The sequence below is a fragment of the Enterococcus sp. AZ071 genome (assembly GCF_050499065.1).
GTDB classification, from domain to species: Bacteria; Bacillota; Bacilli; order Lactobacillales; family Enterococcaceae; genus Enterococcus_A; species Enterococcus_A ferrettii.
The window spans coordinates 3,172,942-3,193,342 of the sequence record NZ_JBIPAS010000001.1 but is presented as its reverse complement, the minus strand read 5'-3'; the positions used below and the strand labels follow the sequence as shown (position 1 = coordinate 3,193,342).

The following is a 20,401-nucleotide window of genomic DNA, read 5'->3' as shown; positions in this document are numbered from 1 at the left end:
TTACACCCTCCCTGGACTCAATTTTATAAAATTAACCTGCCACTCTATCGATTCCATTTAATATTTAATAACTGATTCCCCTCTTCGCCCAAAACACGATTGCGTAAAAGATAATCAATCAATGGCGTTAAACAATTCATGATTAAAATACTATAGCTGACTCCTTCTTCAGTAACTCCGTAGTAACGAAATAACATGACTAACACGCCGCAACAAAAAGCAAAGAAGTATTCTCCTGCTCTAGTAGATGGGGTAGAGGCATAATCTGTGGCCATAAAGAAAGCGCCAAAAACGGCACCGCCGCCAAAAACATAACCCAGAACAGTCGTTAAATCCGCTGCGAAAAAATTTTGACCATCAAAAACAAAAGCGATTACCGCAATCGTCCCCAGCATAGTCAATGGAATTCGCAAATGAATAATTTTCTTGTACAGCAAGATAGCTCCACCAATCAAAATTAATAAAGTACTTGTTTCACCTAAGCGCCCACCAATATTCCCAATGAAGGTATTGAAAAGTTCTTGACCAGATAAACTGCCTCCTTCATTTAATATAGCCAACGGAGTAGCACTGGAAACAACATCCGGTGTAATTCGACTAAAAGGAGGAGCCGGCCAGCTAATTTCAAACATCTTAGTAAAAAACAGAGCCACCAAAAAGGCACGTCCACCTAGTGCTGGATTAATAAAGTTAAAACCAATTCCACCAAAAAATTCTTTTACCACAATAATAGCAAAAGCTGAACCAATCAGCGGAAAATACCAAGGTGCTGATGGTGGCATGTTAACAGTTAATAAAATAGCTGTAACTACTGCACTCAGATCCCAAGTCAATTCGCGGTTACATAATTTAAACCAAACAATTTTGCAAAGTTGAGCAGTGACAATAGCAATTAAATACAACCCCCAAACACGAATGCCAAAATAATAACCTGCTCCCAACATTGAAGGTACTAAAGCAATAATCATCCACATCATAATATTTCTAGTCGTATTATCTCCACGAATATGAGGATTGGCTTCTGGCGGAGGGAAATTCTTTTGTGCCTCAGCAAAAACTTGAGCACTTTTACCAGAAACATGATCCATCTGTTTTGCATCTTTTTTCATTTTTAAGCCTCCTGTAACAATTCTTCGATTTTACCTGCAGCTGCCGTAATATTTTTTGCTAAATCGCGTCTTGCCGGACAAACGTAGGTACATGCACCACAATTAATACAAGCATCCGCCATCAAATCCTGACAACGTTTGTAATCTCCCGCTCGATAATAAAGATCTAAGTTTTGTGGTTCTAACCGCATCGGACATACTTCAGCACATAGATTGCAACGAATACACGGACTTTCCTCGTAATACATTGCATGCTCTGTATTGATAACCACCAGACCATTGCTTGACTTAGTAATTGGCACTTCCAAAGTATCAATCGCTTGTCCCATCATCGGTCCTCCAACAAATATCTTTCGCGGATCCCCTTCAAAACCCCCACAAAAATCTATCAAATCCCCGGTCAAAGTTCCAATCGGACAAGACACCGTTTGCTTATTTTTGACATCCCCCGTCACTGTACAAAGCCGATTAATTAATGGTTCCTGCCGCTCTACTGCATCTGCCACTGCTGCAGATGTAGCTACATTCATTAAATAGACACCTGAATCTACTGGTAATCCCTCTAGATCTACCTCAACATCTAACAAACCTTCTAGTAATTGCTTTTCACCACCTTGCGGATAACTAGTAGGAACAGCCTCAATAGAAACATCTGTAAACGACTCTGTAACTTCTCGCATTTTTTGAATTGCTTCTGGCTTGTCATCTTCGACAGCGATAATTATTTTTTTAGCACCTAAGATTTTTCTAGCAATTCGGGCACCAGTTAATACTTTTCTGCTTTCCACCTGCATTAATAGATTATCTGCCTCTAAGAAAGGTTCGCATTCTGCTCCATTCAACACAATGGTTTCTACCTCCGCATCATCAACGGTCAACTTAACATGGGTAGGAAAAGTTGCTCCCCCCATCCCTACCACGCCAGCAGCAGACACCCGGTCGATTAATGTCTCCTTAGCCAATGCCTCAAAAGACTCTGCTTGCTTACTTCCCTCAGTTACTTCATTTTCTTCTTTCTTTATCACAATGGTTGGAACTTTATTGCCTGAATTATCTGGCCAGTCCAAAAGATCTATAACTGTTCCAGCTATGGTTGCATGGGTATTCGCACTGACAAAATCTCCTGCCCTTGCAATCAAATCTCCTGCCTTCACACGGTCGCCTACGTCAACTACCAATTCTGGTGGCGCACCAATATGCTGTTGAGTTGGAATATATACCCGTTCAGGGACGAAAGTGACAACTTCGCTTTGTTTAACCTTCCACTTTTCTTTAAACTTTTCCGTTGATGGAGCAAAACTAAATCCCCCGCTAAACTTCCCTGGTGCTGTTCTTCTCATTGTGTTCCTTCCTTGACCTTTTCTCTTTAAGCCAAGAAAAAAAGGCGTTAGATTATTGTTCTACGCCTTTTCCCCATAGGATCTAAAGCGCCGTATCCTTTACCTGCTCCCCTCAGTCTATAGAACTCCAAGAGTATTTTTTAACCTTTTTGGATTACGTGCATGCTTTTTCCTTTTCATCATTTTTATTAAAGCTTTTTTACATCTTGTCTTCAACAACTGGATCTTTTACTAGATTAGCGCCTAAATATCCCGCTGCAAAAGTTAAAACTAATCCCGCTATCATTGTGCAGCAAAAGCTCAGATAGATGCTTGCGAGGTTGCTTGTGCTGCTTCCTCAGCAGTTTGACGAGCTTCTCTAATTGCGTCATCCAATTCACTTTGCGCTTGGTCTAATGAATCTCGGGCATTTCTAATTTGAGATTGTGCTTGACTAGATGCTGTGCGCAATCCATCAACAATATTCCGGGTAGCTTCTTGTGCTTGCTGCTGGTTTAAATCAGTATTAGATTCTACAGCATTAGCAATAGCTTGTTCATTTACTGAGTCGCCGATTATTTTTGAACGATCCTCTAACCTATTTGACAGATTATTAATAACTTGTTCGGAATCATTTGGATCCGTAACAATCTGTTTACTAGCTTCCGTAATTTCATCGGTTGCTTCAGATAATTGATCTCTTAAATAATTTGGCTAAAGCTCTGGAATATCTGTATCTTGTAATACTTGAGATACTTCATTTTGAAGATTTTGGGTATCAACCGAGCTAATATTATCAGAGACTTCCTCAAAGCCTTTAGAAATAGCTTCACCAGTACCAGAGGCAACAGTTTCTACTCCCTCACCAATTGCTGATGTCACATTTCCAAATAAAGAACCCACTGCTGAAAAGGCGCCAATTGTCACATATGATAAAATTGCAATCAACGCAAACACACTAGTAAGCCCAAGTTAAAAAGCCATGCAAGATACCTACTCTTCTTGCTGCAATTCCGGCAACAAAACCGCCGCCAAAGAAAGATAAAACCATAGTCACTACTGTCCAAATAATCACACTCGTTCCAACACCCTTTAAGGGATTGCTGGAAGTTGGCTCAACCACACCGAATCCAATTGCAGAACCGATAAAGAAAAAGTAAATAGAAGTGCAAAGAATGTTACTACTCCTGCAAAAATCGATCCCTACGAAATATTGAAACCAGCTTCTCTTGCATCAGACTGTCAATATCTTCTAAGCCCTCTGTTCATAACAATTCCTGCTCATGTTATTTCAATATATAATCAGTTTAACAATATTTGGATTTTTTTATCAAATAATACGACTTTAAGCATATTTATTGACAAAAATATACAAAAAATGCGCAAAAAAAAGATCAATAGACTATCAATACTATTGATCCTAAATTACGAATAATCCTACTATTTTGTTTTTTTATATTTCACTTCTGCTAAATACAGTCCCTCTGGATGAGCAGTAGGTCCCGCAGCATTTCGATCTTTTTGAGCAATTATTTCAGGGAGGCTGTCAGCCGCTAAACGACCATTACCGATTTTTAGCAGCGTTCCAACAAGAATACGAATCATTTTGTATAAAAAACCATTCCCCCGAAAAATGAAAGTAATCTCACTACGATCAGCGTTTACCTCCATATCTGCCTGATAAATCGTCCGCACCTTATCTTCAATCGAACTACCTGTTGCACAAAAGGAAGTAAAATCATGAGTTCCCAGCAAATCTGGTAAAGCTTGCTGAATTTTATCCAAGTCTAAAGGATACGGATAATAAGCAGCGTAGAAACGTAGAAAAGGGCTACGAGGTTTCTGAATTTGAACTTTGAATTGATACGTTTTTTCTTGTACATCATAACGAGCATGAAACTCCTCAGATACAATTTCAATTGAACGAACGGCAATATCATCCGGTGTCTGAGTATCCAAACCAAAACGCATACGCTCCTCAGGTCGTTCCTGGGGAAAGTCAAAGTGAATCACCTGACCTATTGCATGGACTCCTGCATCAGTACGGCCCGATCCAAAAATCATGATTGGCTGTCCATTATTCATTTTCTGGAGCGTATTTTCAATTTCTTCTTGAACCGTTCGTCCATTCGGCTGCCGCTGAAATCCATGAAAGTTGGTCCCATCGTAAGCAATAACTGCCTTATATCTAACCATTCTTATTCTCCTAATAATTATCATTTAAAAAAGCTTGGATCGCTCCAAGCTTAGCTTCGTAAAAAGATTAATCCTACAGTAATTACTGCGAAAACAACAATAACCGCTGTATCGCAACCAGACCACTTCAGGACACGGTACTTGCTTCGGCCTTCACCGCCTCGATAGCCTCGGGCCTCCATCGCTGTAGCCAAATCTTCCGCACGATTGAAGCTGCTGACAAACAATGGAATTAGCAGAGGAACAACTGCTTTCACTTTTTGAATCAAATTGCCTTCACCAAAATCCACTCCTCGCGCACGCTGAGCATTCATAATCTTCTCAGTTTCGTCCATCAGTGTAGGAACGAATCTAAGCGCAATAGAAAGCATTAATGCAATCTCATGAACTGGAACGTGCACCACTCGAAAAGGCCCTAAAAGCGATTCTATCGCATCTGACATCGATAATGGTGGTGTTGTCAATGTTAGTAAGGTTGACATAAAGATTATCAGAATGAAACGGCAAAAAATAAACAAACCATTTTGAATTCCATATTCTGAAAGACTAAAAATCCCCCAAGACCAATACAACGTTCCTCCACGTGTAAAAAGCATCTGCAGTATAACAGTAAACATAATTAACCAAATCAATGGTCGAACCCCACGAATGAAAAAACGCAAGTCAACCTTGGACAGCATAACCGCCCCCAAGGTAAAAATCGCTAGAAACAAATAGCTTTGCCAATTATTCGCTAAAAAGATAATTCCAATAAAATAAAAGCTAGCAACCAGTTTCGCTCGTGGATCCAGACGGTGAATAATTGAATCTCCAGGAATGAAGCGGCCGAATATCAGCTTATTCATCATGGACAGTACCTCCTGCCTCGTGAATAATCCAATCAGCCAACTCAGATTCAGTTAAAGGAAGCTGTGCAAATTTCGCACCTTTCTCCTGCATCTTCTCAGCGAAGGTACTTGCAGCAGGTACACCTAGCTGTTTTTCCTTTAACCATTCAACATTTTGAAAAACTATTTGTGGTGTTCCACTTTTCACTACTTGACCTTTTTCTAAAACATACATAAAATTAGCAAAATTAGCCACATCATCCATTAAATGAGTCACCAGAACGATTGTCATGTTTCGTTCCTTATGCAACCGCCAAAAGATATCCATCATCTCTTTGCGTCCCGCAGGATCTAACCCCGCTGTTGGCTCATCTAACACTAAAACTTCTGGCTGCATTGCTAATACTCCAGCAATCGCAACTCGACGCATCTGACCACCAGATAATTCAAAAGGTGATCGTTCTAAATAACTCTCGTCTAGTCCGACCAGATTAATCATTTCTGCAGCTAGCCTTAACGCTTCTTCTTCACTAATACCAAAATTTTGAGGACCAAAAGCAATATCTTTAGCAACTGTTTCTTCAAATAGCTGTGCTTCAGGAAACTGAAAAACAATTCCAACCTTCTTGCGCACGGGTTTCAAATTCTTATTATCAGTATCTGGTTTGATCAGACGATCTCCAATCTTCACCTGACCTGCTGTAGGCTTCAACAAAGCATTCAGATGCTGCAAAAGCGTTGATTTACCACTTCCAGTATGACCAACTAACGCGGTGTAAGAGCCCTCCTCGACTGCTAAATCAATATCAAAAAGTGCTCGTTGTTCAAAGGGAGTATTCGGTTGATAAACATAACTTACTTTTTCAAAACGGATGTCCATAACCAGTTCATCATCCCTTCTTCATCTAGATATGTTGTTGGGACATTAACACCTCGAGCTTTTAATGCCATCTTCAGCTTTTCTGGGAAAGGCAAATCAAGTCCCAAAGCAACCAACTCAGGTCCTGCAGAAAAAATCTCTTCTGGTGTCCCCTCTTGGTACAACCTGCCTTCCCGCATAACTAAAATACGGTTAGCACTCGCGGCTTCATCAATGTCATGAGTGATCGAAATAACGGTCAAATCATTTTCTTCTTTAATCTGCTGAATAGTTGAAATTACGTCCTCACGACCCTCAGGATCCAGCATGCTAGTAGCCTCATCCAAAATGATAATATCTGGACGTAGAGCCACCACACCCGCAATCGCAACCCGTTGTTTTTGCCCACCAGATAAGCGAGCTGGTTCTCTAGTGGCAAAAGAGGACATTTTTACTTGTTCCAAGGCATTAGATACTCGATTCTGCATTTCACTACGCTCGATCCCTTGGTTCTCTAAACCAAAAGCCACATCATCTTCAACCGTTGCTCCAACAAATTGGTTATCAGGATTTTGAAAAACCATTCCAACCATCCGACGTATATCCCAAACGGTTTCCTCTGAAAGTGTCATACCTCCAACGGTTACACTACCTTTTTGCGGCATCTGCAAGCCATTAATCGTTTTAGCCAATGTTGATTTACCAGAACCATTATGACCGACAATGGCAATCCATTCACCTTTATTTATAGAAAAAGAGATATCTGTTAACGCTGGTGGTGTATCTTCTTGATAACTAAATTCAATCTGGTTAATTTCAATAATTGGATCCATGACAGCACCCTTCATTTACTTGTATTTCGTTCTCGGAAAAACCTGTACTAAGACTAGCAAAAAAGTTGTCTTTTTTCAATCTGTTCTACTTAAAATGCTTTTTGATACCTTGATGTCTTGACAGGAAATCAGGGTACAAAAAAACACTTTATGATGAGAGCATGCTTCCCAGACCAAACTGGGAAGCAGCGCTGAGCTAGACTCGGAGATATACTCCAACATCATAACACTCTAAAAGAATCATCTATAAAGTGAAGAGTGATTATTTAACAAGTTCTATAACAACCATAGGGGCGTTGTCGCCGCGACGAGGTTCAGTCTTTAAGATACGAGTGTATCCTCCTTGACGTTCTGCATAACGAGGAGCAATGTCATTGAATAGTTTTTGCAAAGCAGATTCAGTAACAATTTCTTCGTTTTCTTCGCGAACACCGGCTACTTCATTACGTACAAAGCTTGCAGCTTGACGACGTGCATGAAGATCCCCGCGTTTTCCTAAAGTAATCATCTTTTCAGTTGTTGAACGAATTTCTTTCGCACGAGCTTCAGTCGTCACGATACGTTCGTTGATAATTAAGTCAGTTGTTAAGTCACGCAACATCGCTTTACGTTGGCTAGATGTGCGTCCTAATTTACGGTAACTCACGTAGGTTTCCCTCCTTTGTCAACAATATTAATCGTCTTTACGTAGACCAAGACCTAAATCGTGTAATTTAGCTTTCACTTCTTCAAGTGATTTACGTCCTAAATTACGAACCTTGATCATTTCAGGTTCAGACTTATTCGTTAATTCTTGAACCGTATTGATTCCAGCACGTTTCAAACAGTTGTATGAACGTACAGACAAATCTAGTTCTTCGATGGTCATTTCCAACATTTTTTCTTTTTGAGTCTCTTCTTTTTCTACCATGATTTCAGCGTTTTTCGCTTCATCTGTTAGATTTACAAAGATATCCAAATGTTCAGTTAAAATCTTAGCAGCTAAGCTTAATGCTTCTTGCGCAATGATTGAACCGTCTGTCCAAATTTCCATCGTTAATTTATCAAAATCATCTCTACGACCAACACGTGTATTTTCAACTTGGTAGTTAACTTTACGTACTGGAGTGTAGATAGAATCGACAGGAAGTACACCAATTGGCATATCTTCTTTTTTGTTTTCGTCTGCTTGAACATAGCCTCGACCAGGTCTTACTGTTAGGCGCGCGTGGAATGTTGCACCTTCTGAAACCGTACAAATGTACAAGTCTTTGTTTAAGATTTCAACGTCGCTGTCAACAATAATATCGCCGGCAGTAACAGTTGCTGGTCCAGTAATATCGATCTCAAGGGTTTTTTCTTCTTCGGTGAACAATTTTAATGCCAAACCTTTAATATTCAAGATGATTTGTACAACATCTTCTCTTACGCCTTTGACAGTTGAGAACTCATGCAACACGCCATCAATTTGAATATTGGTAATAGCAGCACCAGGTAAAGAAGAAAGTAGAATACGACGTAGAGAATTACCTAAAGTAGTTCCATAACCTCTTTCTAGAGGCTCAACAACGAACTTGCCATAATCTCTGTCTTCATCAATTTTTGTGATTCTTGGTTTTTCGAATTCAATCATTCTTATCATTTACCCCTTTCAAAACGAAAAGTGTCTTGTTCAATGACGTTCCTGTAAAACTCATAGTGAGAGGGGCACTCATTAAACACGACGGCGTTTTGGAGGGCGGCATCCATTATGAGGTACTGGAGTCACGTCACGAATTGCGGTTACTTCCAAACCAGTTGCTTGCAATGAACGAATTGCTGCTTCACGACCTGAACCAGGTCCTTTAACAGTCACTTCAACACTTTTCAAACCATGTTCCATTGCAGCTTTTGTAGCTGTTTCAGCAGCCATTTGTGCAGCAAAAGGAGTAGATTTCTTACTACCTTTGAAGCCTAATGAGCCAGCAGATGACCAAGCTAGTGCATTACCACTTTTGTCAGTAATCATGATGATTGTATTGTTAAAAGTCGAATGAATGTGAGCAATTCCTGACTCAATATTCTTCTTCACACGACGTTTACGATTAACTTTCTTTGCTACCATGAAGATTTAACCTCCTTCACTAATTATTTTTTCTTACCTGCAATCGCGCGAGCTGGACCCTTACGAGTGCGCGCATTGTTTTTCGTGTTTTGACCACGAGTTGGTAATCCACGACGATGACGAATTCCACGGTAAGAACCGATTTCCATCAAACGTTTAATGTTTAGGTTAACTTCACGACGAAGGTCCCCTTCAACTTTCAATTTATCAACTTCCGCACGAATAGCGTCTGTTTGTTCATTCGTTAAATCACGTACACGAATGTCTTCAGATACGCCAGCATCAGCTAAAATTTGTTTAGCAGTAGTATTTCCGATACCAAAAATATAGGTTAAAGAAATTACTACGCGTTTATCACGAGGAATATCTACTCCTGCAATACGAGCCATATTTATCTACACCTCCAATTATCCTTGACGTTGTTTGTGTTTCGGATTTGCTGGGCAAATCACCATAACTCGTCCATTACGACGAATCACTTTACAATGTTCACACATTGGTTTTACTGATGGTCTTACTTTCATGATAATACCTCCTGAAGTTTTACGGAGTACAATTTACTTAAAGCGATAGGTAATGCGACCACGACTTAGATCATACGGAGAAAGTTCAACAGTCACTTTATCCCCCGGCAAGATTCGAATATAATGCATTCGAATTTTACCAGAAACATGCGCAAGTACTTCGTGCCCATTTTCCAATTCGACTTTAAACATTGCATTCGGCAAAGTTTCGACGACTGTTCCTTCGATTTCGATCATATCATCTTTTGCCACGCAGAGTACCTCCTTGTTTTTGTTTCGCATTTTCACACGATAAAATGGCGGAAACTGCAGTTCCCACCTTAATTTTTAAGTTTCACTTCCAGTTAGAAGTCGGACTGACATATTCTATCATAAAACCTTAAACTTGGCAAGACGAACTGCATTTTTCAAGTCGGTAGCAAAAACTATTTTTCAATGATTTTTTCTACATCCGCAAATACGGCATCAATGTCACGATCTCCGTCGACTGGATATAACAGACCTGCTTTTTTGTAAAAAGCTAAGATAGGTTCACTAGCTTTAACGTTCACAGCTAAACGATTCTTAACCGTTTCAGGCTTATCATCATCACGTTGATAAAACTCATGACCACCACAGCGATCACAGGTCCCATCGACTTTTGTAGGATTGAATATCTTGTGATATGTCGCACCACAATTTCGACAAATAAAGCGTCCTGCTAGTCGTTCAACTAACACTGATTGAGCAACTTGAATTTCGATCACTGCATCGATCTCTTTGTTCAAGTCTTCAAGCATTTCAGCTAATGCTTCTGCTTGATCTAAAGTACGTGGGAATCCATCTAATAAGAATCCTTTATCAGTATCTTGCTGTGCAAGACGTTCCTTCACAATACCATTTGTTACTTCGTCTGGGACCAAATCCCCTGCATCCATAAAGGATTTTGCTTTCAATCCGAGTTCAGTCTCGTTTTTAATTGCTTCACGGAACATATCACCGGTACTGATATGCGGAATATTGTATGTTTCTACAATTCTTTCAGCCTGTGTTCCTTTACCTGCTCCAGGCAGCCCCATTAAGATGAGGTTCATTGTTTTCCCTCCTTAATCATTGCGAAGCGAGAAGGGTGTTGAGGAAACCCTCAACCCTCTTACTCAGCATCCATGAAACCGACATAACGCCGTTTCAACATGAGTCCTTCTAATTGTTTCGCTGTCTCCAATGCTACGCCAACCACGATCAGCAGGCTGGTACCACCCAATCCAATTGATTGAGGCAAGTTCCAAACCATTTGAGCAATAATCGGAATCAGAGCAATCAGTCCCAAAAAGATAGAACCAACCACACTTAGACGCATTAAGATTCGTGAAACGTATTCTTCTGTCCCTTTACCTGGGCGCACACGAGGAATATAACTTCCTTGTTTTTGCAAGTTCTCTGCTAATTTCTCAGGATTCACCTGAACAAAAGCATAGAAGAAGGTGAAGGCAACAATCAGAACAGTATAAATCGTTGCACCTGGTACCGTGTTATAGCTGAAGAGATTTCTTAAAATATCAAACCAATCTTCAGCGCCGTAACGACCAGCTAAGGCTTGCAGTACCGCATTTGGTGTTGCAATGAACGAACTGGCAAAGATAACAGGAATAACTCCCGCAGCATTAACTTTCAAAGGTAAATAACTGCTGGTTGGTGCTCCAACGACTTGTTTTGTGTATTGAATCGGAATTTTTCTTTCCGCTTGTTGGAAGTAAGTAACAAATACAATGATTAACAGCATTGCAGCCACTAGGATTACAACAAAAATGATAGATTTCCAAATTTCGCTTGATTCAATGTTTACGAAATAGTCATCATAAATATCTACAATACTTTGCGGTAATCGAGAAACAATCCCTGCAAAGATAATCATAGAAACGCCATTCCCAATTCCTTTTTCCGTAATTTGTTCTCCTAACCAAGTAACCACCATCGTACCAGCAGTTAAGATGACACCGATAGTAATGAAGGTTTGCATATCACGATCTGGCACAAAGCCAAATTGTGCAAAATAGTTAAATCCTGCCGTGATAGAAACAGATTGGATGAATGCTAAAACTAACGTCAAGTAACGTGTCGCTTGATTCAACTTTTTCCGTCCTACTTCACCTTGCTTGGACCATTCGACAAATTTTGGCACAATATCCATTTGCAATAATTGAATTACAATGGATGCTGTGATGTAGGGAGAAACTCCCATAGAAAAAATTGAGAAATTTTGCATAGCTGAACCGCTGACCATATTCAACATTCTGAAAAATGGCATCTCGCTTAACCCTTGCAAACCACTGGCATCAACCCCGGGTACAGTAATCTGAGCACCAATTCTAAAAACCAGTAAAATCAGTACTGTAAATAGGATACGAGATCGGATGTTTTTTACCTTAAAAGAATCCTTTAAAAGTTTAAACATTAGATCACCTCAATTGATCCACCTGCAGCTTCAATTGCTTCTTGTGCAGCTTTCGAGAATTTTGCAGCTTTGACTGTTAGTTTTTTCTCTAAAGTCCCTTTAGCTAATACTTTAATTCCAGCTTTTTCGTTGCTGACGATTCCAGCTTCTACTAAAACAACTGGAGTTACTTCTGTTCCGTCTTCAAAGCGGTTAAGAACATCCAAATTAACTACTGCGTATTCTTTGCGATTTACGTTAGTAAATCCACGTTTTGGCAAACGACGGAATAAAGGAGTTTGTCCCCCTTCAAAGCCTAAACGTACGCCTCCACCTGAACGAGAGTTTTGACCCTTTTGTCCACGACCAGAAGTTTTACCATTGCCTGATGAAGTCCCGCGACCGACACGATTGCGTACTTTACGAGAACCTTCTGCAGGTTTTAATTCATGAAGTTTCATTGATTGGCACCTCCTTAACAATCTAAATCTATTTTCTAGACTTCTTCTACGTCCACTAAATGTGAAATAGTGTTAACCATCCCTTTGATGGCTTCGTTGTTAGGCTTAACAACGGTGCTGTTCAACTTTCTCAAGCCTAGAGCTTTCACTGTATCACGTTGGTTTTGAGGACGTCCGATAACACTGCGTCTTAAAGTAATTTTTAATTCAGCCATTATTTTCGTCCTCCTTATGCTAAGTCTTCTACAGAAATGCCACGCAATTGCGCTACTTCTTCTGCACGTTTTAATTGTTTCAAACCTTCAACAGTTGCGCGAACAACGTTGATTGGTGTGTTTGAGCCTAGTGATTTAGAAGTAACATCTGCTACTCCTGCTAATTCCAAGACGGCACGAACAGGTCCACCAGCAGCAACTCCAGAACCTTCTACAGCAGGTTTCATTAAGATACGTCCGCCACCAAATACACCAATAACTTCGTGAGGAAGAGTTGTTCCTACCATTGGTACTTCGACTAGGTTTTTCTTCGCATCTTCAATTGCTTTGCGAATTGCTTCAGGTACTTCTTGTGCTTTACCGGTACCAAAGCCTACGTGTCCGTTTTTGTCACCGACAACAACTAATGCTGCGAAACGTAAACGACGTCCACCTTTAACAACTTTAGTTACACGGTTAATCGCAACTACGCGGTCTTCTAATTCCAAATGTTTTGGATCGATATAAACCATTAATGGTGTTCCTCCTTTTCCTAAAATTCTAGTCCATTTTCGCGAGCTGCTTGAGCTAAAGCTGCTACACGGCCATGGTAAAGGTATCCACCACGGTCAAAGACTACTACTTTAATACCTTTTTCAGAAGCACGTTCAGCAATCAATTTACCGACTTTTTGTGCTTGTTCAGTTTTGTTTCCACCTGAAATTTCTTTATCCAAGGCAGAGGCACTTGCTAGCGTCACACCCGCTACGTCATCAATTAATTGAGCGTAGATGTTTTTGTTAGAACGAAAAACGTTCAAGCGTGGGCACTCAGCAGTACCAGAGATTTTACCACGTACACGCATGTGGCGCTTTTGGCGTGTTTTGTTTTTATCTGGTTTTGTAATCACAATTGTCACCTCTTTAATTAAGCTGGCCTAGGCCGCATGTAGGTCGAGCCTACTATTTACCAGTTTTACCTTCTTTACGGCGTACGTATTCGCCAACATAGCGAATTCCTTTGCCTTTGTAAGGTTCTGGAGGACGAGTGCTGCGGATTTTCGCTGCAACTTCTCCGACTACTTCTTTGTTTGAACCCTTAACGACCACTTGTGTGTTCGCAGGAACTTCGATTGTAATTCCTTCTGGAGCTACAATTTCAACTGGATGTGAGTAACCAACGTTTAATACAAGTTTTGAACCTTGTAATTGCGCACGGTACCCAACCCCGATTAGTTCTAGTGCTTTTTGGAAACCTTCGGAAACACCAACAACCATGTTATTGAAGTTTGCACGAGTAGTTCCGTGGATTGTTCTCATTTCTTTGCTGTCATTTGGACGAGTGAAAGTCACTTCGCTGCCTTCGATATTCATTTTGATATCAGAAGAAAACGCACGTGTTAATTCACCTTTAGGTCCTTTTACAGTAATGTCGTTACCTTTTTGAGTTACTTCAACTCCAGCAGGTAAAACAACGATTTTATTACCAATACGGCTCACTTAAAGACACCTCCTCATGGATTGTTTGAAATTACCAAACGTAAGCTAATACTTCTCCGCCGACGTTTTTAGCTCTAGCTTCTTTGTCTGTTACGACACCATCAGAAGTAGAGATGATTGCGATTCCTAAACCATTTAATACTTTTGGCACTTCGTCAGCTTTGACGTAAGCACGCAAACCTGGTTTAGAGATACGTTTTAAGTTCGTGATAACACGTTCGTCATTTTTACCGTATTTAAGGAAAACACGGATCATGCCTTGTTTGTCATCTTCGATATATTCAACATCACGAATGAAACCTTCACGTTTTAAGATTTCTGCGATGTCACGTTTGATTTTTGATGCAGGTACTTCTAGGGATTCATGTTTTACCATGTTGGCATTACGAATACGCGTTAGAAAATCTGCAATTGGATCTGTCATGACCATTGAACTGTTTACCTCCTTTATGCGAGTTGTATTTTACCAGCTAGCTTTCTTCACGCCGGGAATTTGTCCTTTATAGGCAAGTTCGCGGAAGCAAATACGGCAAAGATGAAATTTACGATAGACTGAATGTGGACGTCCGCAACGTTCGCAACGAGTATACTCTTGAGTTGAGAACTTTGCAGGGCGCTTGTTTTTAGCAATCATTGATTTTTTAGCCAAATTTTTTCGCCTCCTTGATTATTTTTGGAATGGCATTCCAAGTTGTGTTAATAATTCGCGTGATTCTTCATCAGAGTTAGCTGTTGTAACTACTACGATGTCCATTCCGCGAACTTTATCAACTAAATCATAGTCAACTTCAGGGAAGATCAATTGTTCTTTGATACCTAAAGTGTAGTTACCGCGGCCGTCAAAGGCTTTTTTACTGATACCGTGGAAGTCACGTACACGTGGAAGAGATACAGACACTAATTTGTCCAAGAACTCATACATTCTTTCTCCACGTAGTGTTACTTTCGCACCAATCGGCATGCCTTCACGCAAACGGAATCCAGCGATTGATTTTTTAGCTTTAGTGATAATTGGTTTTTGACCAGAAATCAATGCCAACTCTTCAACTGCTTTATCCAAGTTCTTTGCGTTTGATACCGCATCACCAACACCCATGTTGATGACGATCTTGTCAACTTTAGGTACTTCCATGATTGAACTATAGTTAAATTTTTCCATCAATGATGGGGTTACTTCATTTAAGTATTTTTCTCTTAGGCGGTTCATCTAATAAGATCCTCCTTTCCTGTAATTATTTATCTAAAACTTCGCCGGTTTTCTTAGAAACACGGACTTTTTTACCGTCAACTACTTTGTAGCCAACACGTGTAGCTTCTCCGTTTGAAGGATCAATAACCATCACATTTGAAGCATGAATCGGCGCTTCTACCTCCAGAATTCCGCCTTGAGGGGAAGTCTGAGAAGGTTTTTGGTGTTTTTTAACGACATTGACGCCTTCAACAACGACTTTATCTTTTTTAGGAAGGACTTCTAGAATTACGCCTTCTTTATTCTTATCTTTACCAGAGATAACTTTTACTTTATCGCCTTTTTTAACGAACATTACTGTTGCGCACCTCCTTTGGTTGGAACTTTCCGATTATAATACTTCCGGTGCCAATGAAACGATCTTCATGAAGTTGCCTTCGCGCAATTCGCGAGCAACAGGACCGAAGATACGTGTTCCTCTTGGGCTCTTGTCATCACGAATGATAACTGCTGCGTTTTCATCAAATTTAATATATGAACCATCGGGACGGCGAGCTCCTGTTTTCGTACGAACGATAACAGCTTTAACAACTTCACCTTTTTTGACAACCCCACCTGGCGTTGCTTGTTTAACCGTAGCGACAATCACATCACCGATATTAGCGGTTTTGCGACCAGATCCGCCAAGAACTTTAATAGTTAAAATTTCACGAGCGCCTGAGTTATCCGCGATTTTTAAACGACTTTCTGCTTGGATCACTTGTGTATCCTCCTTTCTCAATTTCAAGGAAATAAGTTTTTGAGAAACTTAGTCTTATTAGGAAAGCTCGTGTGATTAGATAATCACTGCTTTTTCAACGATTTCTAATAAACGGAAACGTTTAGTAGCTGATAATGGACGAGTTTCCATAATTCTCACGATATCGCCAATCTTTGCTTCATTGTTTTCATCATGAGCTTTATATTTTTTAGAATATTTCATACGTTTGCCATAGATAGGGTGGTTCTTTTTGGTTTCAACGACAACCGTAATTGTCTTGTCCATTTTGTCAGATACCACGCGACCTTGGTAAACTTTACGTTGATTTCTTTCAGACATACCTGAAATGGCCTCCTTCCACTATTTTACAGTTTGTTCACGCAATACCGTTTTAATGCGTGCAATCGATTTACGTACTTCTTTAATACGTGCAGTGTTTTCTAATTGACCTGTTGCTAGTTGGAATCTAAGATTGAACAATTCTTCTTTTAATTGTTTTTCTTGATCAAGCATTTCGGTAGTGGTTAACTCTCTGATTTCTTTAACCTTCATTCGATTCACCACCCATTTCCTCACGTTTAACGATCTTAGTTTTCACTGGTAATTTGTGAGAAGCAAGACGTAATGCTTCGCGTGCAACTTCTTCAGGAACACCGGCAACTTCAAACATGATCTTGCCGCGTTTAACTGGTGAAACCCAGCCTTCAGGAGCACCTTTACCAGATCCCATACGTACCCCGATAGCTTTGGCAGTATAAGATTTATGAGGGAAAATTTTAATCCATACTTTCCCACCACGTTTCATATAACGAGTCATCGCAATACGCGCTGCTTCGATTTGACGGTTTGTGATCCAGTGAGATTCTACAGCCTGTAAACCATATTCACCAAATGCTACTTCTTTACCGCCCTTTGCTTCTCCGCGCATTTTTCCACGGAACTCACGACGGTGTTTCACACGTTTTGGTACTAACATGATTATTTCCCTCCTTTCTTAGTGTTTTTTTTAGTTGGAAGAACTTCTCCACGATAAATCCACACTTTAACTCCTAGTTTTCCGTATGTTGTGTTTGCTTCTTCCCAAGCGTAGTCGATATCGGCACGCAATGTATGAAGAGGAACTGTTCCTTCAGAGTATCCTTCTGAACGAGCGATGTCTGCCCCGTTTAGACGACCAGATACTTGAGTTTTGATTCCTTTAGCGCCAGAACGCATAGTACGTTGGATGGCTTGTTTTTGTGCGCGACGGAAAGCAACACGGTTTTCTAATTGACGTGCAATACCTTCTCCGACTAATTTTGCATCTAAATCTGGTTTTTTGATTTCAACGATATTAATGTGAACTCGTTTACCAGTTAATTTATTTAATTCTTTTCTTAGGCTTTCGACTTCAGAACCGCCTTTACCGATAACCATACCAGGCTTAGCTGTGTGGATTGAAATGTTCACACGGTTTGCAGCGCGTTCGATTTCAACTGTTGACACAGCGGCATCAGCAAGTTTAGTTGCAATGAACTTACGGATTCTCAAATCTTCGTGTAGAAACTCAGCATACTCTTTTTCGGCATACCACTTAGCATCCCAATCACGGATGATGCCTACACGCATTCCAATAGGATTTACTTTTTGTCCCACTGATTATCCCTCCTTATTTTTCTGATACCACTACGGTGATGTGACTTGTACGTTTGTTGATTGGTGAAGCTGATCCTTTAGCACGTGGACGGAAACGTTTCATTGTAGGTCCTTCGTTAACAAAAGCTTCAGAGACAACCAATTCCTCAACATCTAAGTCAAAGTTGTTTTCTGCGTTAGCAACTGCTGACATTAATACTTTTTCGATTAATCCAGCAGATTTATTTGGTGTGAACTTTAAGATCGAAATCGCTTCTGCTACGCTTTTTCCTCTAATAAGATCGATTACTAAACGCGCTTTACGAGGAGACGTGCGAACTGTTCTTGCAGTTGCTTTAGCTGATGTGATTTGTTGTTCTGCCATGATGATATCCTCCCCTCAAAATTAACGTCTTGTTTTCTTATCATCGGCTGCGTGGCCACGATAAGTTCTTGTTGGTGCAAATTCACCTAATTTATGTCCTACCATATCTTCTTGGATGTAAACTGGTACATGTTTACGTCCGTCATACACAGCAATTGTGAATCCTACAAAATTAGGAAAAATTGTTGAGCGACGAGACCAAGTTTTAATGACTTTTTTCTTTTCAGCGCCTTGTTGTGCTTCGACCTTCTTCATTAAATGATCATCAGCGAAAGGTCCTTTTTTCAAACTACGACCCATGGTGTACCTCCTCTCAAAATGTGCGACACATGGTCAATGATTCTATTTATTCTTACGACGACGTACGATAAGTTTGTCTGATGCAGCTTTCTTGTTACGAGTTTTGTAACCCAATGCAGGTTGTCCCCATGGAGATACTGGAGCTTTACGTCCGATTGGAGCTTTACCTTCACCACCACCGTGTGGGTGATCGTTCGGGTTCATTACGCTACCACGTACAGTTGGGCGTTTACGCATCCAACGAGAGCGGCCAGCTTTACCAATGTTGATCAATTCATGTTGTTCGTTACCAACAGAACCAATAGTTGCACGGCAAGCTGCTAAGATCATACGAACTTCGCCTGAGTTCAAACGAACTAATACGTATTTTCCTTCTTTACCAAGTACTTGAGCACTTGTACCAGCTGAACGGATTAATTGTCCGCCCTTGCCAGGTTTCATTTCGATGTTATGAACCACAGTACCTACTGGAATGTTTTCTAGAGGTAGAGTGTTTCCGATTTTGATATCGGCATTTGCTCCAGAAACGATAGTCATGCCAACTTCTAAGCCTTTAGGTGCTAAGATGTAAGCTTTCACTCCGTCTGAATAGTGAACTAATGCGATGTTTGCTGAACGGTTCGGATCGTATTCGATCGTTTGAACGGTTGCAACTACATCGTCTTTATTACGTTTAAAGTCGATGACACGGTATTGACGTTTATGTCCGCCACCTTGATGACGTACAGTAATACGACCGTTGTTGTTACGACCGGCATGGTTTTTTAATGGCTCTAACAAAGTTTTTTCTGGTGTGCTAGTTGTAATCTCAGCAAAGTCAGAACTTGTCATGTTACGACGGCCATTTGTGGTAGGTTTGTACTTTTTAATCGCCAAGTCTGTTTCCCTCCTATATTAATCGCTATTTCTTGTGCTTACTCAGCAGCGTCGAAAATTTGGATTTCTTTTGAATCTTCTGTTAACGTCACGATTGCTTTACGACGTTTTTTAGTGAAACCAGTGTATTTACCCATACGTTTCGCTTTTGGTTTAGCATTTAGAATGTTTACGTTTTTTACTTTAACGTCAAACGCAGCTTCAACAGCTTGTTTAACTAAAGTTTTGTTCGCGCGAGTGTCCACTTCGAAAGTGTATTTCTTTTCGTCCATGTCTAACATGGCTTTTTCAGTGATCACTGGGCGTTTAATTACGTCTAGTAATTCCATTATGCAAGCACCTCCTCAATTTGGTTAAGAGCAGTTTGCGTTGCTAAGATTTTTTCATTAGCGACTACATCAAGTACAGTAACATTTGATGAAGTAGTAACAGTAACATTTGGTAAGTTGCGAGCTGAAAGAGCCGCAGCCTCGTTATCTGCTTCTAAGACAACCAATACTTTTGAGTCAATCGACAAGTTAGCTAAAACTTGTTTGAATTCTTTTGTTTTTGGTGCATCAAAGCTTAGCGCTTCAACTGCAACCAAGTTATTTCCAGCAACTTTTTCTGACAACACAGATTTGATTGCTAAGCGACGAACTTTTTTAGGAAGTTTGTAGCTGTATGAACGTGGTGTAGGTCCGAAAACAACGCCACCTCCACGCCATTGTGGTGAACGGATTGAACCTTGACGGGCACGACCTGTTCCCTTTTGGCGCCATGGTTTGCGGCCACCGCCACGAACTGCGCTACGATTTTTCACAGCGTGTGTTCCTTGTCTTAATGAAGCGCGTTGCATGATGATTGCATCAAACACAACACTTTCATTTGGTTCGATTCCGAAGATTCCTTCGTTTAAAGTAATTTCACCATTTTGAGTTCCATCTTGTTTGAATAATGCTACATTCGGCATTCCTTAGT

General features: G+C 40.4%; 33 protein-coding genes and 1 pseudogene. All 34 read right to left on the bottom strand.

Annotated features, from left to right (window positions below; all coding sequences use genetic code 11):
* Nucleotides 1-44 precede the first annotated feature (44 nt).
* Nucleotides 45-1,109, bottom strand: a complete 1,065-nt coding sequence (locus IGI49_RS15715) for an RnfABCDGE type electron transport complex subunit D (RefSeq protein WP_429962436.1) — start codon at nucleotides 1,107-1,109, stop codon at nucleotides 45-47.
* Nucleotides 1,110-1,111: 2 nt separating this feature from the next.
* Complete coding sequence (rsxC, locus tag IGI49_RS15710) at nucleotides 1,112-2,449, bottom strand: electron transport complex subunit RsxC (protein ID WP_429962435.1); 1,338 nt, start codon at nucleotides 2,447-2,449, stop codon at nucleotides 1,112-1,114.
* Nucleotides 2,450-2,648: 199 nt separating this feature from the next.
* Nucleotides 2,649-3,640 (bottom strand): annotated as a pseudogene (locus tag IGI49_RS15705) (hypothetical protein).
* A 228-nt stretch (nucleotides 3,641-3,868) separates the two neighbouring features.
* The gene (gene truA, locus IGI49_RS15700) at nucleotides 3,869-4,624 is read right to left on the bottom strand and encodes a tRNA pseudouridine(38-40) synthase TruA (protein ID WP_207702474.1); all 756 of its coding nucleotides are present in this window, start codon (nucleotides 4,622-4,624) and stop codon (nucleotides 3,869-3,871) included.
* Nucleotides 4,625-4,674: 50 nt separating this feature from the next.
* Nucleotides 4,675-5,472, bottom strand: coding sequence for an energy-coupling factor transporter transmembrane component T family protein (locus IGI49_RS15695; protein WP_429962434.1), 798 nt, complete (start codon nucleotides 5,470-5,472; stop codon nucleotides 4,675-4,677).
* Nucleotides 5,462-6,331, bottom strand: a complete 870-nt coding sequence (locus tag IGI49_RS15690; RefSeq protein ID WP_429962433.1) for an energy-coupling factor ABC transporter ATP-binding protein — start codon at nucleotides 6,329-6,331, stop codon at nucleotides 5,462-5,464. Before IGI49_RS15690 ends, IGI49_RS15695 begins: the two co-directional genes overlap by 11 nt.
* Complete coding sequence (locus IGI49_RS15685) at nucleotides 6,307-7,143, bottom strand: energy-coupling factor ABC transporter ATP-binding protein (RefSeq protein WP_429962432.1); 837 nt, start codon at nucleotides 7,141-7,143, stop codon at nucleotides 6,307-6,309. The genes IGI49_RS15690 and IGI49_RS15685 overlap by 25 nt, the downstream gene beginning before the upstream one ends.
* A gap of 262 nt (nucleotides 7,144-7,405) precedes the next feature.
* Entirely contained in the window at nucleotides 7,406-7,789 is a 384-nt protein-coding gene (gene rplQ, locus IGI49_RS15680) for a 50S ribosomal protein L17 (RefSeq protein ID WP_207702470.1), read from the bottom strand.
* Between the two features lie 27 nt (nucleotides 7,790-7,816).
* Nucleotides 7,817-8,755, bottom strand: coding sequence for a DNA-directed RNA polymerase subunit alpha (locus IGI49_RS15675; protein WP_207702469.1), 939 nt, complete (start codon nucleotides 8,753-8,755; stop codon nucleotides 7,817-7,819).
* Between the two features lie 81 nt (nucleotides 8,756-8,836).
* Nucleotides 8,837-9,226, bottom strand: coding sequence for a 30S ribosomal protein S11 (rpsK, locus tag IGI49_RS15670; protein ID WP_207702468.1), 390 nt, complete (start codon nucleotides 9,224-9,226; stop codon nucleotides 8,837-8,839).
* A gap of 23 nt (nucleotides 9,227-9,249) precedes the next feature.
* Nucleotides 9,250-9,615, bottom strand: a complete 366-nt coding sequence (rpsM, locus tag IGI49_RS15665; protein ID WP_010756461.1) for a 30S ribosomal protein S13 — start codon at nucleotides 9,613-9,615, stop codon at nucleotides 9,250-9,252.
* 18 nt (nucleotides 9,616-9,633) lie between these two features.
* Nucleotides 9,634-9,750, bottom strand: a complete 117-nt coding sequence (rpmJ, locus tag IGI49_RS15660; RefSeq protein WP_010742772.1) for a 50S ribosomal protein L36 — start codon at nucleotides 9,748-9,750, stop codon at nucleotides 9,634-9,636.
* 33 nt (nucleotides 9,751-9,783) lie between these two features.
* Complete coding sequence (gene infA, locus IGI49_RS15655; protein WP_010756460.1) at nucleotides 9,784-10,002, bottom strand: translation initiation factor IF-1; 219 nt, start codon at nucleotides 10,000-10,002, stop codon at nucleotides 9,784-9,786.
* Between the two features lie 173 nt (nucleotides 10,003-10,175).
* On the bottom strand, nucleotides 10,176-10,823 hold the full coding sequence (locus tag IGI49_RS15650) for an adenylate kinase (RefSeq protein ID WP_429962431.1): 648 nt from the start codon (nucleotides 10,821-10,823) through the stop codon (nucleotides 10,176-10,178).
* A 59-nt stretch (nucleotides 10,824-10,882) separates the two neighbouring features.
* Nucleotides 10,883-12,184, bottom strand: a complete 1,302-nt coding sequence (gene secY / locus IGI49_RS15645) for a preprotein translocase subunit SecY (RefSeq protein WP_429962430.1) — start codon at nucleotides 12,182-12,184, stop codon at nucleotides 10,883-10,885.
* Complete coding sequence (rplO, locus tag IGI49_RS15640) at nucleotides 12,184-12,624, bottom strand: 50S ribosomal protein L15 (RefSeq protein ID WP_010756457.1); 441 nt, start codon at nucleotides 12,622-12,624, stop codon at nucleotides 12,184-12,186. The genes secY and rplO overlap by 1 nt, the downstream gene beginning before the upstream one ends.
* A gap of 35 nt (nucleotides 12,625-12,659) precedes the next feature.
* Nucleotides 12,660-12,839: a 50S ribosomal protein L30 gene (rpmD, locus tag IGI49_RS15635; RefSeq protein WP_010756456.1), complete on the bottom strand. Its 180-nt coding sequence runs from the start codon at nucleotides 12,837-12,839 to the stop codon at nucleotides 12,660-12,662.
* A 14-nt stretch (nucleotides 12,840-12,853) separates the two neighbouring features.
* The gene (rpsE, locus tag IGI49_RS15630) at nucleotides 12,854-13,351 is read right to left on the bottom strand and encodes a 30S ribosomal protein S5 (RefSeq protein ID WP_207702465.1); all 498 of its coding nucleotides are present in this window, start codon (nucleotides 13,349-13,351) and stop codon (nucleotides 12,854-12,856) included.
* Nucleotides 13,352-13,371: 20 nt separating this feature from the next.
* Nucleotides 13,372-13,728: a 50S ribosomal protein L18 gene (gene rplR / locus IGI49_RS15625; RefSeq protein WP_207702464.1), complete on the bottom strand. Its 357-nt coding sequence runs from the start codon at nucleotides 13,726-13,728 to the stop codon at nucleotides 13,372-13,374.
* 52 nt (nucleotides 13,729-13,780) lie between these two features.
* Nucleotides 13,781-14,317 carry a 50S ribosomal protein L6 gene (gene rplF, locus IGI49_RS15620; RefSeq protein ID WP_207702463.1) on the bottom strand — a complete coding sequence of 179 codons (537 nt, stop codon included), beginning with the start codon at nucleotides 14,315-14,317 and terminating at the stop codon, nucleotides 13,781-13,783.
* A 31-nt stretch (nucleotides 14,318-14,348) separates the two neighbouring features.
* Nucleotides 14,349-14,747 (bottom strand): 30S ribosomal protein S8, encoded by a 399-nt coding sequence (gene rpsH / locus IGI49_RS15615; RefSeq protein ID WP_010756452.1) that lies wholly within the window; start codon nucleotides 14,745-14,747, stop codon nucleotides 14,349-14,351.
* 33 nt (nucleotides 14,748-14,780) lie between these two features.
* Complete coding sequence (locus IGI49_RS15610; RefSeq protein ID WP_003128010.1) at nucleotides 14,781-14,966, bottom strand: type Z 30S ribosomal protein S14; 186 nt, start codon at nucleotides 14,964-14,966, stop codon at nucleotides 14,781-14,783.
* A gap of 18 nt (nucleotides 14,967-14,984) precedes the next feature.
* Nucleotides 14,985-15,524 carry a 50S ribosomal protein L5 gene (rplE, locus tag IGI49_RS15605; RefSeq protein ID WP_207672743.1) on the bottom strand — a complete coding sequence of 180 codons (540 nt, stop codon included), beginning with the start codon at nucleotides 15,522-15,524 and terminating at the stop codon, nucleotides 14,985-14,987.
* 25 nt (nucleotides 15,525-15,549) lie between these two features.
* Nucleotides 15,550-15,861 carry a 50S ribosomal protein L24 gene (rplX, locus tag IGI49_RS15600; RefSeq protein ID WP_010756450.1) on the bottom strand — a complete coding sequence of 104 codons (312 nt, stop codon included), beginning with the start codon at nucleotides 15,859-15,861 and terminating at the stop codon, nucleotides 15,550-15,552.
* A gap of 36 nt (nucleotides 15,862-15,897) precedes the next feature.
* Nucleotides 15,898-16,266: a 50S ribosomal protein L14 gene (gene rplN, locus IGI49_RS15595; RefSeq protein WP_010756449.1), complete on the bottom strand. Its 369-nt coding sequence runs from the start codon at nucleotides 16,264-16,266 to the stop codon at nucleotides 15,898-15,900.
* Nucleotides 16,267-16,341: 75 nt separating this feature from the next.
* Nucleotides 16,342-16,605: a 30S ribosomal protein S17 gene (gene rpsQ, locus IGI49_RS15590; protein ID WP_010756448.1), complete on the bottom strand. Its 264-nt coding sequence runs from the start codon at nucleotides 16,603-16,605 to the stop codon at nucleotides 16,342-16,344.
* Between the two features lie 21 nt (nucleotides 16,606-16,626).
* Nucleotides 16,627-16,818, bottom strand: coding sequence for a 50S ribosomal protein L29 (gene rpmC, locus IGI49_RS15585; RefSeq protein WP_207702462.1), 192 nt, complete (start codon nucleotides 16,816-16,818; stop codon nucleotides 16,627-16,629).
* The gene (gene rplP, locus IGI49_RS15580; RefSeq protein ID WP_010756446.1) at nucleotides 16,808-17,242 is read right to left on the bottom strand and encodes a 50S ribosomal protein L16; all 435 of its coding nucleotides are present in this window, start codon (nucleotides 17,240-17,242) and stop codon (nucleotides 16,808-16,810) included. Before rplP ends, rpmC begins: the two co-directional genes overlap by 11 nt.
* Nucleotides 17,243-17,244: 2 nt before the next feature.
* A complete protein-coding gene (gene rpsC, locus IGI49_RS15575) occupies nucleotides 17,245-17,901 on the bottom strand; it encodes a 30S ribosomal protein S3 (RefSeq protein ID WP_207702461.1) in 657 nt (218 codons plus the stop codon).
* Nucleotides 17,902-17,914: 13 nt separating this feature from the next.
* Nucleotides 17,915-18,265: a 50S ribosomal protein L22 gene (rplV, locus tag IGI49_RS15570; protein WP_207702460.1), complete on the bottom strand. Its 351-nt coding sequence runs from the start codon at nucleotides 18,263-18,265 to the stop codon at nucleotides 17,915-17,917.
* 21 nt (nucleotides 18,266-18,286) lie between these two features.
* Nucleotides 18,287-18,565, bottom strand: a complete 279-nt coding sequence (gene rpsS, locus IGI49_RS15565; protein WP_010756443.1) for a 30S ribosomal protein S19 — start codon at nucleotides 18,563-18,565, stop codon at nucleotides 18,287-18,289.
* Between the two features lie 42 nt (nucleotides 18,566-18,607).
* Nucleotides 18,608-19,441: a 50S ribosomal protein L2 gene (rplB, locus tag IGI49_RS15560; protein WP_429962429.1), complete on the bottom strand. Its 834-nt coding sequence runs from the start codon at nucleotides 19,439-19,441 to the stop codon at nucleotides 18,608-18,610.
* A 38-nt stretch (nucleotides 19,442-19,479) separates the two neighbouring features.
* Entirely contained in the window at nucleotides 19,480-19,770 is a 291-nt protein-coding gene (locus IGI49_RS15555) for a 50S ribosomal protein L23 (RefSeq protein WP_010756441.1), read from the bottom strand.
* Nucleotides 19,770-20,393: a 50S ribosomal protein L4 gene (gene rplD, locus IGI49_RS15550; protein WP_207702458.1), complete on the bottom strand. Its 624-nt coding sequence runs from the start codon at nucleotides 20,391-20,393 to the stop codon at nucleotides 19,770-19,772. The genes IGI49_RS15555 and rplD overlap by 1 nt, the downstream gene beginning before the upstream one ends.
* Nucleotides 20,394-20,401: the final 8 nt, after the last annotated feature.